The organism is Nonomuraea sp. NPDC049419 (assembly GCF_040676995.1).
In the GTDB taxonomy this organism is placed as follows: Bacteria; Actinomycetota; Actinomycetes; order Streptosporangiales; family Streptosporangiaceae; genus Nonomuraea; species Nonomuraea salmonea.
The window spans coordinates 80,542-94,178 of the sequence record NZ_JBFAQB010000005.1; the positions used below are offsets into that span (position 1 = coordinate 80,542).

Sequence of the window (13,637 nt, forward strand, 5' to 3'; positions counted from 1 at the left end):
TCAACCGGCGTCGCGGATCAGCTCGGCGATGATCCGGCAGCCGCGCCGCACGTCGGCCAGGGACGCGGAGCCGTACCCGATGACCAGGCCGTGCAGGCGTGGCTCCGCGTGGTGGTGGCGGAGGGTGGAGTCGAGCAGCACCCCGCGCCGCGCCGCCCGCTCGATCACCACGGGCACCAGGTCGGGCGGCAGCTCGGCGAGCACGTGCAGGCCCGCCGTGTCGCCGCGCAGCCGGCAGAGCGGGCCGAGCAGCTCCACCACGGCGGCGCGGCGGCGCGCGTACTCCAGGCGCATCCTGCGCAGGTGGCGGTCGAGGTCGCCGCGCTCGATCAGCGTCGCCACCGCCTGCTGGACGGGGCCGCTGGTGCGGTCGGCCACCGCCACGCGCAGCGCGGCCACCTCGGCGAGCAGCTCAGGGGTGCCGACCAGCCAGCCCACGCCGACGTCGGGCGCCAGCGTCTTCGACAGCGTGCCGAGCAGCACGACGCGGGCCGGGTCGAGGCCGTAGAGTGCGGGCAGCGGGGCCACGTCGTAGCGGAACTCGGCGTCGTAGTCGTCCTCGACGATCGTCGCGCCCGTGCGCCTGGCCCAGGCGAGCAGCCGCTCCCTGCGCGGGATCGGCAGGCGGCCGCCCAGCGGATATTGATGCGCCGGGGTGGTGTAGAGCAGGCGCAGGTCCGTAGGCAGGCGATCGACGATCACGCCGTCCTCGTCCACCCGGCACGGCACCACCTCGGCGCCCCTGGAGCCGAAGATCACCCGAGCCGCCGGGTAACCCGGGTCCTCCACGCCGGCCTTCGTGCCGGGCTCCAGGAGGATGCGCGCGACCAGGTCGAGCCCGTTGCCGGTGCCCCTGGTGACCAGGACGTTCTCCGGGCCGACGACCATGCCTCTGGCCCGCCTGAGGTGCTCGGCGAGCAGCTCACGCAGGCGCGGCAGGCCGTACGGGTCGGGCGAGGCGCTCGGCGGCAGGTCGGCGGCCTTGCGCCAGGCGCGCTTCCACGCCGCCTGGTCGTAGTCGCGCACCCAGGGGCTGCCGGGCGTGAGGTCGATCGCGCCGGCCGGAGGCGGCGGCGCGGCCGGCGCGCGGGGACGCTCGACCGGTCCCGCCTCCTGCGGGACTCCAGGGGTGAGGTCGGCCACGAAGGTGCCGGAGCCGTGCCGGCCGTCCAGCCAGCCCTCCGCGTAGAGCTGCTGGTACGCCTCCGTCACCACCGTCCTGCTCACCCCGAGCTGCACGGCCAGCGCCCGGGTGGACGGCAGCCGCTCCCCGGGCGCGAGCGCGCCGTCCAGCATGGCCCGGCGCAGCCGCCCGGCGAGCTGGGCGGTCAGCGGCTCGGCCGACGTGCGGGAGAGGGAGAGCGGCAGGTCAACGGGCGTACGCATGCAAGTGGTCTCTAGGAAGGCGGCGATAGTGGCCCTACAGCGTAGGTCCACTTCGTGGCTACGGTCGAATCATGCTCTCCACCACTCCGCGGACCACGCTCGGGCGCTCCAAGGAGCGCGGCAGCACCGACAGGAACGACCTGTACGAGGTGCTCGACACCGGCCTGATCTGCCACCTCGGCGTGATCGTGAACGGCCACCCGATGGTCGTGCCCACCGGCTACGGCCGCATCGGCGACACCCTCTACCTGCACGGCTCCACCGGCGCGACCTCGCTGCGGGCGGGCGAGGAAGGGGAGGTCTGCGTCACGGTCACCCACCTCGACGGCATCGTGCTGGCCCGCTCGATCTTCCACCACTCGGTCAACTACCGCTCGGCGATCATCTACGGCCGGGCGCGGCCGGTGACGGACCCCGACGAGCGCATGGAGGGCCTGCGCGCCCTCTCGGAGCGGCTCGCGCCCGGCCAGTGGGACTACGTCCGCCGCCCCTCGCGCAAGGAGCTGGCCGCGACCGCCGTCCTCGCGCTGTCGCTGGAGGAGGCGTCGGTGAAGATGCGCAGCGGCGGGCCGAAGGACGAGGAGGAGGATTACGCGCTGCCGGTGTGGGCCGGCGTGCTGCCGCTGGTCACCTCGTGGGGCGAACCCGAGCCGGATTCGGTGCTCCCAGAAGGTATCGCCACGCCTGTTCACATCCTCCACCGGGAGTAGTTCCATAATTCCGGAACCACCTGGCAAACCAGACCCCTTGATCGTACGTCTCATCAGGTGGGCCGGCTCCTGATGGGAGAGGCATATGGAGTGGAGCGCTCCCGGTTATACAGAGGTCAAGCAGCTCGGGGCGGGTGCCGGCGGGCGCGTCGCGCTGGCCGTGCACGACGACACCGGGCTCGAAGTAGCGATCAAATATCTGTCCCGCAACCTGCTGCGCGATCCCGCGGCGCTGGCCAGGTTCCAATCTGAGGCGCGGCTGCTCACCACGCTGCGCGATCCCCACATCGCCACGATGTGGGAGTACATCCAGGACGCCGGCGGCGCCGCCATCGTCATGGAGCTCGTCAACGGCGTCTCCTTACGCGCCCTGTTACGCGAGAGCGGCACCACCGAGCCGGAGGCGGCGCTCGTCGTGCTGAAGGGCTCGCTGCTCGGCCTGGCCAAGGCGCACGCGCTGGGGCTCGTGCACCGGGACTACAAGCCGGAGAACGTGATCGTCCGCGACGACGGCGTCAGCAAGCTCGTCGACTTCGGCATCGCGGTCCGCCAGGGCAGCGCGACCAGGGCGGAGGGGACGCCGCCGTACATGGCGCCCGAGCTGTGGGAGAACGGGCCCGCCTCGCCCGCCACCGACGTGTACGCCGCCACCGCCGTCTTCTTCGAGTGCCTGACCGGGCACCGCCCCTACCGCTCGACCGAGCCGAGCGTCCTCGGCTACCAGCACCTCCACGCCCCCGTGCCCTTCCACGACGCGCCCCAGCCGGTGCGCGAGCTGATCAGGCGCGGGCTGGCCAAGGACCCGGCGCGGCGGCCGGGCAGCGCCCTGGAGTTCGTGGCCGAGCTGGAGTCCACCGCGCGGGCCGCGTACGGGGAGGACTGGGAGGAGCGCGGCAGACGGCGGCTGGCCGCGCTCGTGGCCCTGCTCGCGCTGCTGCTGCCCAGGCCGCAGGCGTCCACCCCCGAGGTGACGACCTCGCTGGCGCGGACCGTCTTCCGCGGCATGCGGTCGAACGCGCGGCGGCTGACGATGGGCGGCGCGATCGCCGCCGCGGCGGCCGTGGCCGTGGTGGTCGTGCTCATCAACCGGCAGCCGCCGGTCGAGGAGGCGGCCGGGGCGGCGGCGGTCGTACCGCCGAGTGAGATCGCGACGCAGCCCGCCACCGGGCCGCCCGCGACACCTGCCGAGACCGAACCGACGCTTGGGCCGACGCTTGGGCCGACGCTTGGGCCGACGCCTGAGCCGTCCAGCCCGGGACCCGAGGCGACGCCGCGGGTCGTGCCGCAGGGCTCGCCGGAGTCCGGCGAGCCGGAACGGGCCAGGCCCACGCGGAGCGCCCGCGTCCCCGGACCGGACGACGCGCGGCCCACGCGCCCGTCGTCCTCCGCCCCCACCGACACCGAGACGACCGAGCCCCCCGTCACACCCACACCCACACCCACACCCACGCCCACCCCGACCCCTACGCCCACCCCCACCCCGACGGAGACCGGCGAGCCCGTCACCTCCGTGCAGGCCGTGTCGCTCGGCCGGATCACGCTCGGCTCGGACGGCGTCGCCCGCAGCACGCTTACCCTCCGCACCAGCGGCGAGGGCCGCGTCACCGCCACCGCCGCCTGGACGGCCGCCGGCGAGGACGGGCGGACCCAGCGCGTCAGGCTCAGCGGCGCGCGCACCTACACCCGCACGCTGACCTGGTCGATGGGCGAGCGCCCGTGCGGTAAGCGGGTCTCCCTGGCCGTCACCACCTCGCCCGCCGCACCTGGAGGTCCCGCGACGGCGACGGTGGCCGTGCCGCCCTGCCCGACCCGGCTGACCGCGCTGAACGTCACGCTCGACCTGCCCGCGGCACCCGCGCGCACCGCCACGGCCCGGGTCAGGGTCACGGCGAGCGGCACGGGCGTGATCCCGGTGCGGGCCAGGTTCGCGGTGAACGGGGAGTCGATGGGGACGCGGACCGCGCGGTTGTCGGGACGCACGTCCTACGCCGAGTCGTTCGCCCTCGTCCTGCGCTCCCGTCCCTGCGGGTCCACGCTGTCGGTCCAGGTGAGCGCGGGCGGCAGGACCGACACCGCCCGGGTCGCGGTGCCCTGTCCCCCGCAGGTGCGCGGGGTGGCCATCGTGGCGGCGGGCGCGGACGGCGGCCTGCGCGCACAGGTCAGGGTGACCACCGCGAACACCCGGCCGGTACGGCTGACGGTCAGGTTCGCGGCCGGTGAGGGCGGTGGCGCGCAGACGGTCACGCTGTCGGGCGCGACCTCCTACAGCCTGTCCTTCAGCCACCCGGCCAAGCTGCCCTGCGGCACGCGCTGGTCGATCACGGCCGTCACCGCTCCTGCGGCGGCGGGCGGCGCGGCCACCCGTAGCGGCAGCACACCGCCCTGCCCCAGGGAGGAGGAGCCCGAGCCGCAGTCCTCTCCCGTACCGCAGGACAGCCCGTCCAAGGAGCAGCCGCCGGCTGAGCGCACCCCCTCAGAGGAGGCCCGTCCCAGGTGAACGCGGTCGCGGGCGGCTGCGTGAGCGCCGCCGCCCGCCGCGCGCGATCCGGCGGTCAAGGCATGATCAAGTGATATTTCTCCGCATGTCTGGATTTAGGTAGCGGGATAGTGCTCGCTTCTGGTTAAGCTACGGTCCGTTTGATGAGGGTGGGGGCCCAACAGACTCCAGAGGAGACCGTTATGCACGGTGATGGGCCATGGGGGGTCCCCGGGTACACGGAGGTGCGCGAGCTGGGCTCGGGCGCCGCCGGACGGGTGGTCCTCGCCAGGCGCGATTACGACGGCGTCGAGGTGGCCATCAAGTACCTCAGCGACGAGCTGAGGTCGGACGTCTCGTTCGTCGCCAGGTTCCGGCATGAGGCGCGGCTGCTGGCCACGGTGCAGAGCGCGTACCACGCCAGGCTGATCGACTACGTCGAGTCCGGTCACGGCGCGGCGATCGTCATGGAGCTGATCGACGGCGCCTCGCTGCGCGAGCTGATCAGAGCCGAGGGGCCGACGGGGCCCGAGGCGGCGCTGACCGTGCTCAAGGGCTCACTGCGCGGCCTGTCGTCGGCGCACACGATCGGCATCGTGCACCGCGACTTCAAGCCCGAGAACGTCATGGTGCAGCGCGACGGCACCAGCAAGCTCGTGGACTTCGGCATCGCGGTCAGGGTCGGCGAGGGCGCGAGCGCGGCGGGGACGCCGCCGTACATGGCGCCCGAGCAGTGGGCGGGCGCCCCGGCGAGCCCCGCGACCGACGTGTACGCCGCCACCGTCGTCTTCTTCGAGTGCCTGACCGGCAACCGGCCCTTCCGCGCCCAGAACGTCGCGGCCCTGGCCCGCCAGCACCAGAGCGCCGCCCCGCCGGTGGGCGACGTGCCCGAGCCGCTGCGCGGGCTGGTAGAGCGCGGCCTGGCCAAGCGGGCGGACGACCGTCCCGCGTCGGCGCAGGCGTTCCTGGCCGAGCTTGAGGAGATCGCGGCGGCCGCGTACGGGCCCGACTGGGAGGAGCGGGGCCGCCGCCGCCTGGCCGCCCTGGCCGGCGCGCTGGTCGCGCTCTTCCCGACGTCGCCGGCCGACGAGCCGGCGCAGGCCGACACCTCGCTCGCCGAGACGCGCTTCCCCGAGCCGAAGGGCCTGCTCAGCAAGCTGCCCGCCAAGATCGCGGTCGCCGTGGTCGGCGTGGGCGTGATCGTGGGCGCCGTGGTGTTCGCTGTCGGGAACAGGTCGGACGAGACCGTCCTGCAGGCGCAGACCACGGAGGTCACGCCGACCACGGCCGAGCCGGGCACGCCCGAGCCGGTGGAGACGGAGCCCGAGGAGGAGCCGAGCGAGCCGGCGGAGACCGAGGAGGCGCCGCCCACGTTCGCGGAGGAGACGCCGGTGACCGTCCCGACCGTGACGCGGACCCAGGCGCCGCCCGTCGTGCGGCCCACCAGGACGCCGAAGGCGACCCCGACCAGGACGCGGCCGACCCGCCGCCCGGTCAGGACGCCCGCTCCGAAGCCCACGCCGACGAGCACGCCGACCGACGAGCCGGACGAGCCCGGCGAGCCGCGGATGACCGGCGACATCGACGACCCCAGGGGCGTCACGCCGGACAGCACGCCCACGCAGACGTCGAGGCCCGCCCCGACGATCAACCCACCGACCCGCGACCCCGATCGGCCCACCAGCCGGCCGACGCAGACCGGCGGGACGTCCCCTGAGCCGCCGCGCGTGCAGACACCGACGAAGGACGACGTCCCCCGCTGAAAGGCGGGCACGGAGAAACCTGCACGGAGAAACCTGCACGGAAAGCTGCAGGGGGAAGCTGCACGGGCTCGCCCTCGTGACGAGGGGCGCGCCACCGGTCACACTTGCGGTGAAGGGCCGCAGGACGGGACCAAGCCGAAACAAGCGTTGATGGGCGCCGGGGGGCACGAACGGCGATGAACAACCCTGGAAACGGTATCGCCGGGTTCCGGCTCACCGAGCACACGTGGATGACCGAACTCGGCAACTGGATCGACGCCATCTCGCCCGACGGCCGACGGGCGGGCGCGCTGCTGTTCGATCCCAAGATCATCGGCCTGCCCGGCGTACGCGACCGCGTGGTGCAGGCCGTCATGACGGATCAGCGGCTGGTGATGTCCGGGATGGGCGGGCTCATCCCGGTGGCCGACGTGGTGGCGGCCGGCGATCAGGTGTGGCTGCTCACCGCGCAGGCGGTCAGCCCCACGCTGGCCGACCTGCTGGCCGCCGGGCCCGTCGACCCGAACGGGGCCGCCTCGCTGCTGGTCGAGACCGCTCAGACGTTGCAGGCGCTGCACGCGTCCGGGGTGACGCACGGCTCCGTGCACCCCGGCACGGTGGTGGTGACGGCCGAGGGCGTTTCGCTGTTATCCGAGCGCGGGCTGTCGGACGCCATCCGCGCCCGCGTCTCGCCGCCCGAGCGGGACGCGGCCGGCTGGGCGTCGCTCGCGCGCGGGCTCGCGGCCTCGCTAGGTCCCGGCGCGCCGGCCGACCTGTTCGAGCGGGCCGCGGCCGCCGCGACCACCCTGGGGCTGGGTGCGGCCAGGGACCTGCTGGTCAACGAGCGGGGCAGGCTGCCGGGCGGGCGGATCAGCAGGGACGGCCTGGCGCGGGCGGCGCGCGGGCGGTCGGCGTTCGCGCAGGCCCCGTCGTACGCGCGGGCACCCGTGCCCGTCCCCCAGGACGAGGGCGACATCGTCACCCTCCTGCACGTTCCGGCGGGATCGGTGCAGCCTGTCCACTTCGGTCCCGGGGTGGGCGCCGAGACCGGCACCCAGCCGCAGCGGCCGGAGACGCCGGTCGAGCGGATCTGGCGGGAGGGCCGCGACGAGGCGGCCACCCTGCAGCGCACGGAACGCCAGGGCAGGGCCGCGCGGGCCAGGCGGCGGCGCACGATCCTGGCCGGGGTGCTCTTCGCGGTCATCATGTCCGGGGCCGTGCTGGCCTGGCTGCGACTGGGCGACGCACCCGACCTCGCCGTCACGTCGGTGAACGTGGTGGCGCCGAAGAAGACGCAGGGCTGCGACAGCGCGGTCCTGGTCACGGCGACCGTGGTCACCAACGGGGCGCCGGGTGAGATCACGTACGAGTGGCGCAAGAACCTGGACGACGAGGTGGTGAAGGGGACGTTGCGCACCGAGTCCGACAAGACGTCGTACAAGGTGCCGCTGCGGTGGACGTTGCAGGGCAAGAGCAACGTCAAGGCCACGGCCACGCTGCGCATCCTCACCCCTGGCCCGGTGCGCAGCGACAAGGCGAGCTTCACGTACAAGTGCTGATCACCGCCCCGTGCGTGGCCAGGCGAACCTGACTAATCTGGCGACCATGACCACGCAGACCCCCGCGGGCTGGTACCCGGACCCCTATGGAGAGCCGCAGCTCCGCTGGTGGGACGGCACCCAATGGACGGACGCCACGCACGCCCAGGAGCCGGGTCCGGCCCAGCAGCCCTCCGGTCCCCCGTCGCCTCCCTCCCGGCCCCAAGCACAGACAGGGCCCCAGACGGCGCTCCCAGCAGCGCCCCAGACTGGGCCCCAGACTGGGCCCCAGACTGGGCCGGGATGGGCGACGACACCGGCCAACCCCACGTTGCAGTTCGGCCAGCCGACGTACGGGCAGGCCGCCTACGGCGCGCCGGCGCAGCAGCAACCGCCGTCGGGCGCGCACTGGGGCGGCACCCCGCTGCCCGGCCCCGGCTACGGGCCGCCGCCCAAGCAGAGCAACCCGCTGCCGTGGATCTTCGGCGGGCTGGCGGCCCTGGTGGTGCTGGCGCTGATCGTGGTCGCGGGCATCTTCTTCATCAACCGCGACACCACGCCGAGCGCCGCTCCGACGCCGACGTTCGAGCCTGAGCGCCCACCGTCGGAGCCCCCGTCGCAGGAGCCCCCGTCGCAGGAGCCCCCGTCGCAGGAGCCACTGCCCAGCCAGGGCGCCCAGTTCCCGCAGCCGTCCGGTGACCGCATCACCGACGCCCGCGCCGGCGTCTCGTTCGAGGTGCCCGAGGGCTGGACGGTGCCGCGATGGGAGGCGGTCAACAACGGCAGCCCGGTGGAGCAGCAGTTCTCCGCGGCGGTGCAGAGGATCGCGCAGGAGAACTACCGGGGCCAGTCCGACTGGGTGGGCAACGTCTACACGGGCGTGCTCAACGAGCTCTATCCCTACAACGGCGTCTCCGGCATGAGCGACACCGCCAAGGCCGTCTTCGTGCACTTCACGACCCAGTACTACGGGCCCGCCCACGAGAGCAAGGTGGTCGCCGACAAGGCCATGAAGATCGGCGACAAGGACGCGTGGGTGCTGGAGTTTCAGCTCGACTTCACGAAGGTCGCCGAGGACAACGGCTACAAGTGGAAGAAGGAGAACGGCGCGATCGTGCTGATGGACCGGGGTGCGGGCCAGAGCCCGGCCATCGTGTACGTCTCCGTCCCCGACAACCTCGGCGCCGGCGTGGTCGGCGAGGTTCTCGACTCGCTCAAGCCCGCCTGACAGGTGGCACTAGGCTGGTGGATGTAACAAGCGGGCGGATTGCTCCGAGCCGCTGGGCGAGGAGATCGAATGAGTGACTTGCTGGTCTGGATCGACTGCGAGATGACCGGGCTCGACCTGAGCCGCGACGCGCTCGTCGAGGTGGCGTGCGTCATCACCGACAGCGAGCTCAACCAGTTGGACGAGGGCGTCGACGTGGTCATCAAGCCGCCGCCGGAGTCGCTGGAGCAGATGTCCGAGGTCGTACGCGAGATGCACACGGCCTCCGGGCTGCTGCCCGAGCTGGCGGGCGGCGTGACGTTGTCGGAGGCGGAGTCGCTGGTGCTCGACTACATCCGCCGCCATGTGCCCGAGCCGAAGAAGGCGCCGCTGTGCGGCAACTCGATCGGCACCGACCGCACGTTCATCGCGCGCGACATGCCCGGGGTCGATGGTTATTTGCACTACCGGATGGTCGACGTCTCCTCCATCAAGGAGCTGGTGCGCCGGTGGTATCCGCGGGTCTACTTCGCGGCGCCGGAAAAGCAGGGCGGACACCGTGCTCTGGCGGACATCACGGAGAGCATCAGGGAGCTGCGCTACTACCGCGCGGCCATCTTCGTGGGTCAGCCGGGGCCCGATTCCGCGACCGCCCGAGCACTCGCCGAGCGTGTCACGGGCTAAAGGAGTGGCGTAAAGACTCCCGAACCCCGCTACACTTTTCCTGTGCCGCTTCTCCGCGGGCGGCCATGGTGGGTGTAGCTCAGTTGGCAGAGCGCCAGGTTGTGGTCCTGGATGTCGAGGGTTCAAGTCCCTTCACTCACCCCATGTGGGCGAGGTTCCGCACCTTGTGACCTGAGAGATCGTCTCGGTCGCGGGTTCGGGCCTCGCCCTTTTCGTTGTTCCGGCCATCGCCCGCGTTTTTCCCGGGCAACACCCCCAAAACATGACAATGCGGGTTATGCTCGCTGTCTACTGCCAACGCCGGGAGCACGGGGGCCATCGGCGATCACCGTCCGCGCGCGCCCTCGGAGGCCGGATGAGAGTCGACGACGCAGCGTTCGAAAGCGTGTTCACGTCCCTGAGCAAACGCGAGGCCGAAGTCATGGACCTGATCGCGACGGGTCAGTCCAACGGGCAGATAGCCCAGCGGCTGTTCCTGAGCGAGAAGACGGTCAAGAACCACGTCAACCGCATCTACGCCAAGCTCGGCGTCGACTCCCGGGTGACGGCCATCGGGCTGTGGCTGTCACGCCAGGAGTGACACCGGGCGCCTGAGACGGCGCGGCCACCCCCGGGCCGCGTCGCTCCCGCCTCGTCAGGGCGTGCCGGGCCGCACGCCCCGCACCCACGCGCGTCCCGCGGCCGGTGGGTCACCGACTTTTGACTCCGCACTGGTCTGTTTGCGGGAACGTCGCGGAAAGCAGACCAGGCATGGGAGATATCACGCGGTCGTGGTGGTTGCTGCTGGTTCGCGGCATCGCGGCGGTCATCTTCGGCATCCTCGCGCTCATCTGGCCAGGGCTCACCTTGCTCGCCCTGGTCATCTTCTTCGGCGCGTACGCCCTCGTCAGCGGGATATTCGCACTGTTCGCCGGGTTCCGCCACGGGGCGCGGTCGCGGGCCTGGCTGATCTTCTCGGGGATCATCGGCATCGTGGCCGGCCTCGTGGCGCTGGTTTGGCCCGGCATCACCTCGATCGCGCTGCTCTTCGTGGTCGCCGTCTGGGCGATCGTCTCCGGCGTCTCCGAGATCGTGGCCGGCATCCAGCTGCGCAAGCAGATCGACAACGAGTGGCTGCTCATCCTCGGCGGCGCGCTGTCGGTGATCTTCGGTGTGCTGCTGCTCGCGCGGCCGGGCGCGGGGCTGCTCAGCCTGGCGTGGCTGATCGGGATCTTCGCCGTCCTGTACGGCATCGCGATGATCGCTCTGGCTTTCCGCGTGAAGAACTTCACTTCTGGCGCTCCCGTACCGTAAATTTTGTATACGTGACGGCGTTCCTCAAGAGGAATGTCAGAATCGCTGTGGAGGCGCCATGGACGTACACACCCGCCTTGCCCGCCACCTGCTCGTCGACGGCTACCGTCTCGTGCTCGACCTGGAGCTCAGCCGGGGATCCTGGCTGGTCGACGCCCGCGACGGTCGTCGATATCTGGACTTCTACACGTTTTTCGCCTCGGCCCCCTTGGGCGTGAACCCCCCGTTCGACCCCGACTTCGCGCAGCTCCTCGGCCAGGTCGCGCGGAACAAACCGGCCAACCCCGACATCTACACCGAGCACCTCGCCGACTTCGTCGACACCTTCAGCCGCGTGCTCGGCGACCCCGACCTGCCCCACCTGTTCTTCGTCGAAGGCGGCGCCCTCGCCGTGGAGAACGCGCTCAAGACCGCCTTCGACTGGAAGAGCCGGCGCAACGAGGCCGCGGGACGCTCGCGCGACCTCGGCACCAAGGTCATGCACCTGACCAAGGCCTTCCACGGCCGCAGCGGTTACACACTGAGCCTGACCAACACCGAGCCGGGCAAGACCGACCGCTTCCCCACGTTCGGCTGGCCGCGCATCGACGTGCCCGCCATCCACTTCGGCGACGTCGAGGCCGCCGAGGAGCGGGCGCTGGCGCAGGCGCGGGAGGCGTTCGAACGCGACCCGTACGACATCGCCTGCTTCATCGCCGAGCCGATCCAGGGCGAGGGCGGCGACAACCACATGCGGCCCGAGTTCCTGCGCGCCATGCAGGACCTGTGCCACCGCTACGACGCGCTGTTCATCCTGGACGAGGTGCAGACCGGCGGCGGCACCACCGGCACGCCGTGGGCCTACCAACAGCTCGGCCTCGAGCCCGACGTCGTCGCCTTCGCCAAGAAGGTGCAGGTCGGCGGCATCATGGCGGGCCGCAGGGTGGACGAGGTGCCGGACAACGTCTTCCAGCGGAGCGGCCGCATCAACTCGACGTGGGGCGGCGGGCTGGTGGACATGGTCCGCAGCCGCGGCCTGCTGGAGATCATCGAGCGCGACGGCCTCATCGAGCGCGCCGGGACCCTCGGCGCCACGCTGCTCGAACGCCTGACGAAGCTGGAGGCCGAGCACCCCGAGACCGTCTCGAACGTACGGGGCCGCGGCCTCATGTGCGCCTTCGACCTGCCCGACGCGGGCGCCCGCGACGCTCTGATCACCCGGCTCAGGGAGGAGCACGGCGTGCTGGTGCTGCCGTGCGGGCCCACGTCCGTACGCCTGCGCCCGGCGCTCAACATCCCCGAGGCCGACGTGGACCACGGCCTGGCCGCCCTGTCGGCGGCCCTTTAACCGGTCCTACTGCGTGACGCTGGCCCTGCTGCGGTGCGGGCCGGCGTACCGCCAGAAGAAGTTGAGCAGCACGCCCGCGCGGTTGCGGCCGCCCAGCAGGTACGCCACGTGCACGAAGATCCACACCAGCCACGCCGGCAGGCCGCGCATGGTGAGCCCGTTGGCCAGCTGCAGCACCGCCTCCGCCTTGCCCACGGTCGCCATGATGCCGGGGTCGCGGTAGGAGAACGGCTGCAGCGGCCTGCCCCGCCAGGCCGCCGCGATCTGCTTGCCCACGTGCTTGCCCATCTGGATCGCCGGCTGGGCGAGCTGGGGCAGCACGTCGGGCGGCGCGGCCAGGTCGCCGACCACGAAGATCTCCGGACGGTCCGGCACGTTGAGCGCGTCGGTGAGCGTGACCCGCCCGCCCTTGCCCTGCGGCAGCCCCCACGAGCCCACCTCGGGCGGCGCGGTGACGCCGAGCGCCCACACGGTGACGTCGCTGGGCAGGCGGGTGCCGTCGGCCAGCACGACCGCGTCGGGCTCGACCGAGGCCACGGTGGCGCCGAGCCGCAGGCGCACCCCGCGCCTGCGCAGCGCCTCGGCGGCGGCGTCGCGCAGCCGCGGCTTGTACGGCGCCAGCACGTAATCGAACCGCTCGACCAGCGTCACGCTGGTCTGGTCGTCGCGCAGCTCAGGATGCGTCAGCGGGATCGTGTTGCGGCGCAGCTCGGCCAGCGTGCCGGCCATCTCGACGCCGGTCGCGCCCGCGCCCACCACCACGACGTGCATGCTCTCGCGCCGGCCCGCCGCGGTGTCCTCCAGGCTGTGCTGGAGACGGCGGCGCAGCACGGCGGCGTCGCCGAGCGAGTAGATCGGCAGCGCGTTCTCGTGGGCGCCGGGGACGTTGAGCCAGTTGGTGGTGACGCCGGTGGCCAGCACCAGGTAGTCGTAGTCGAGCGAGGTGCCGTCCTCGAACTCCACCCGCCGGTCATCCGCCAGGATCTTGCTCAGCGAGCCCCGCCTTGCCCGCACGTTCGGCCAGCGGGCGGCGTACGTGCGGGTCGGGTAGGACACGTCGGAGGTGCTCATGCCGGCCGTCGCGACCTGGTAGAGCAGCGGCTGGAAGGTCGCGTACGGGTTGCGGTCGACGAGCGTCACCAGCGCGCCGCTCCTGGCCAGCTCGCGTGTCGCGGCCAGCCCGGCGAAGCCCGCGCCCACGACGACGACCCGTGCTCTCTTGCCCATGACAAGGTCCTTCCCCCTGAGAAGCGTCATGGATGCCTATGGGCGCG

Annotated in this window: 11 protein-coding genes and 1 tRNA gene; 10 read left to right on the top strand and 2 right to left on the bottom strand. The window is 72.2% G+C overall.

Annotation, left to right across the window (positions count from 1 at the left end; genetic code table 11):
* Complete coding sequence (locus AB0K12_RS17540; RefSeq protein ID WP_364561671.1) at nt 1–1,386, bottom strand: PLP-dependent aminotransferase family protein; 1,386 nt, start codon at nt 1,384–1,386, stop codon at nt 1–3.
* 71 nt (nt 1,387–1,457) lie between these two features.
* Here AB0K12_RS17540 and AB0K12_RS17545 point away from each other — a divergent pair, with 71 nt between their 5' ends.
* From AB0K12_RS17545 to lat, 10 genes are all read left to right on the top strand, one after another.
* On the top strand, nt 1,458–2,096 hold the full coding sequence (locus AB0K12_RS17545) for a pyridoxamine 5'-phosphate oxidase family protein (RefSeq protein ID WP_364561674.1): 639 nt from the start codon (nt 1,458–1,460) through the stop codon (nt 2,094–2,096).
* Nucleotides 2,097–2,181: 85 nt separating this feature from the next.
* On the top strand, nt 2,182–4,593 hold the full coding sequence (locus AB0K12_RS17550; RefSeq protein WP_364561677.1) for a protein kinase: 2,412 nt from the start codon (nt 2,182–2,184) through the stop codon (nt 4,591–4,593).
* Between the two features lie 182 nt (nt 4,594–4,775).
* A complete protein-coding gene (locus AB0K12_RS17555) occupies nt 4,776–6,335 on the top strand; it encodes a serine/threonine-protein kinase (protein WP_364561680.1) in 1,560 nt (519 codons plus the stop codon).
* Between the two features lie 176 nt (nt 6,336–6,511).
* Nucleotides 6,512–7,873, top strand: a complete 1,362-nt coding sequence (locus tag AB0K12_RS17560) for a hypothetical protein (RefSeq protein WP_364561683.1) — start codon at nt 6,512–6,514, stop codon at nt 7,871–7,873.
* Between the two features lie 46 nt (nt 7,874–7,919).
* The gene (locus AB0K12_RS17565) at nt 7,920–9,080 is read left to right on the top strand and encodes a DUF2510 domain-containing protein (protein ID WP_364561685.1); all 1,161 of its coding nucleotides are present in this window, start codon (nt 7,920–7,922) and stop codon (nt 9,078–9,080) included.
* A gap of 69 nt (nt 9,081–9,149) precedes the next feature.
* Nucleotides 9,150–9,743: an oligoribonuclease gene (gene orn / locus AB0K12_RS17570; RefSeq protein WP_364561688.1), complete on the top strand. Its 594-nt coding sequence runs from the start codon at nt 9,150–9,152 to the stop codon at nt 9,741–9,743.
* Between the two features lie 68 nt (nt 9,744–9,811).
* Nucleotides 9,812–9,887 (top strand) — tRNA-His (locus AB0K12_RS17575).
* Nucleotides 9,888–10,098: 211 nt separating this feature from the next.
* Nucleotides 10,099–10,323 (top strand): helix-turn-helix transcriptional regulator, encoded by a 225-nt coding sequence (locus tag AB0K12_RS17580; RefSeq protein WP_347699805.1) that lies wholly within the window; start codon nt 10,099–10,101, stop codon nt 10,321–10,323.
* A 170-nt stretch (nt 10,324–10,493) separates the two neighbouring features.
* A complete protein-coding gene (locus AB0K12_RS17585; RefSeq protein WP_364561691.1) occupies nt 10,494–11,036 on the top strand; it encodes an HdeD family acid-resistance protein in 543 nt (180 codons plus the stop codon).
* 58 nt (nt 11,037–11,094) lie between these two features.
* Nucleotides 11,095–12,363 carry an L-lysine 6-transaminase gene (lat, locus tag AB0K12_RS17590; protein ID WP_364561693.1) on the top strand — a complete coding sequence of 423 codons (1,269 nt, stop codon included), beginning with the start codon at nt 11,095–11,097 and terminating at the stop codon, nt 12,361–12,363.
* A gap of 6 nt (nt 12,364–12,369) precedes the next feature.
* Here lat and AB0K12_RS17595 read toward each other — a convergent pair whose 3' ends face one another.
* Complete coding sequence (locus AB0K12_RS17595) at nt 12,370–13,590, bottom strand: NAD(P)/FAD-dependent oxidoreductase (RefSeq protein ID WP_364561695.1); 1,221 nt, start codon at nt 13,588–13,590, stop codon at nt 12,370–12,372.
* Nucleotides 13,591–13,637: the final 47 nt, after the last annotated feature.

What these genes read in the sequence shown, in the direction of transcription:
- AB0K12_RS17540 (WP_364561671.1), bottom strand. Translation starts at nt 1,386, where the DNA reads ATGCGTACGCCCGTTGACCTGCCGCTCTCCCTCTCCCGCACGTCGGCC.
- AB0K12_RS17545 (WP_364561674.1), top strand. Translation starts at nt 1,458, where the DNA reads ATGCTCTCCACCACTCCGCGGACCACGCTCGGGCGCTCCAAGGAGCGC.
- AB0K12_RS17550 (WP_364561677.1), top strand. Translation starts at nt 2,182, where the DNA reads ATGGAGTGGAGCGCTCCCGGTTATACAGAGGTCAAGCAGCTCGGGGCG.
- AB0K12_RS17555 (WP_364561680.1), top strand. Translation starts at nt 4,776, where the DNA reads ATGCACGGTGATGGGCCATGGGGGGTCCCCGGGTACACGGAGGTGCGC.
- AB0K12_RS17560 (WP_364561683.1), top strand. Translation starts at nt 6,512, where the DNA reads ATGAACAACCCTGGAAACGGTATCGCCGGGTTCCGGCTCACCGAGCAC.
- AB0K12_RS17565 (WP_364561685.1), top strand. Translation starts at nt 7,920, where the DNA reads ATGACCACGCAGACCCCCGCGGGCTGGTACCCGGACCCCTATGGAGAG.
- orn (WP_364561688.1), top strand. Translation starts at nt 9,150, where the DNA reads ATGAGTGACTTGCTGGTCTGGATCGACTGCGAGATGACCGGGCTCGAC.
- AB0K12_RS17580 (WP_347699805.1), top strand. Translation starts at nt 10,099, where the DNA reads ATGAGAGTCGACGACGCAGCGTTCGAAAGCGTGTTCACGTCCCTGAGC.
- AB0K12_RS17585 (WP_364561691.1), top strand. Translation starts at nt 10,494, where the DNA reads ATGGGAGATATCACGCGGTCGTGGTGGTTGCTGCTGGTTCGCGGCATC.
- lat (WP_364561693.1), top strand. Translation starts at nt 11,095, where the DNA reads ATGGACGTACACACCCGCCTTGCCCGCCACCTGCTCGTCGACGGCTAC.
- AB0K12_RS17595 (WP_364561695.1), bottom strand. Translation starts at nt 13,590, where the DNA reads ATGGGCAAGAGAGCACGGGTCGTCGTCGTGGGCGCGGGCTTCGCCGGG.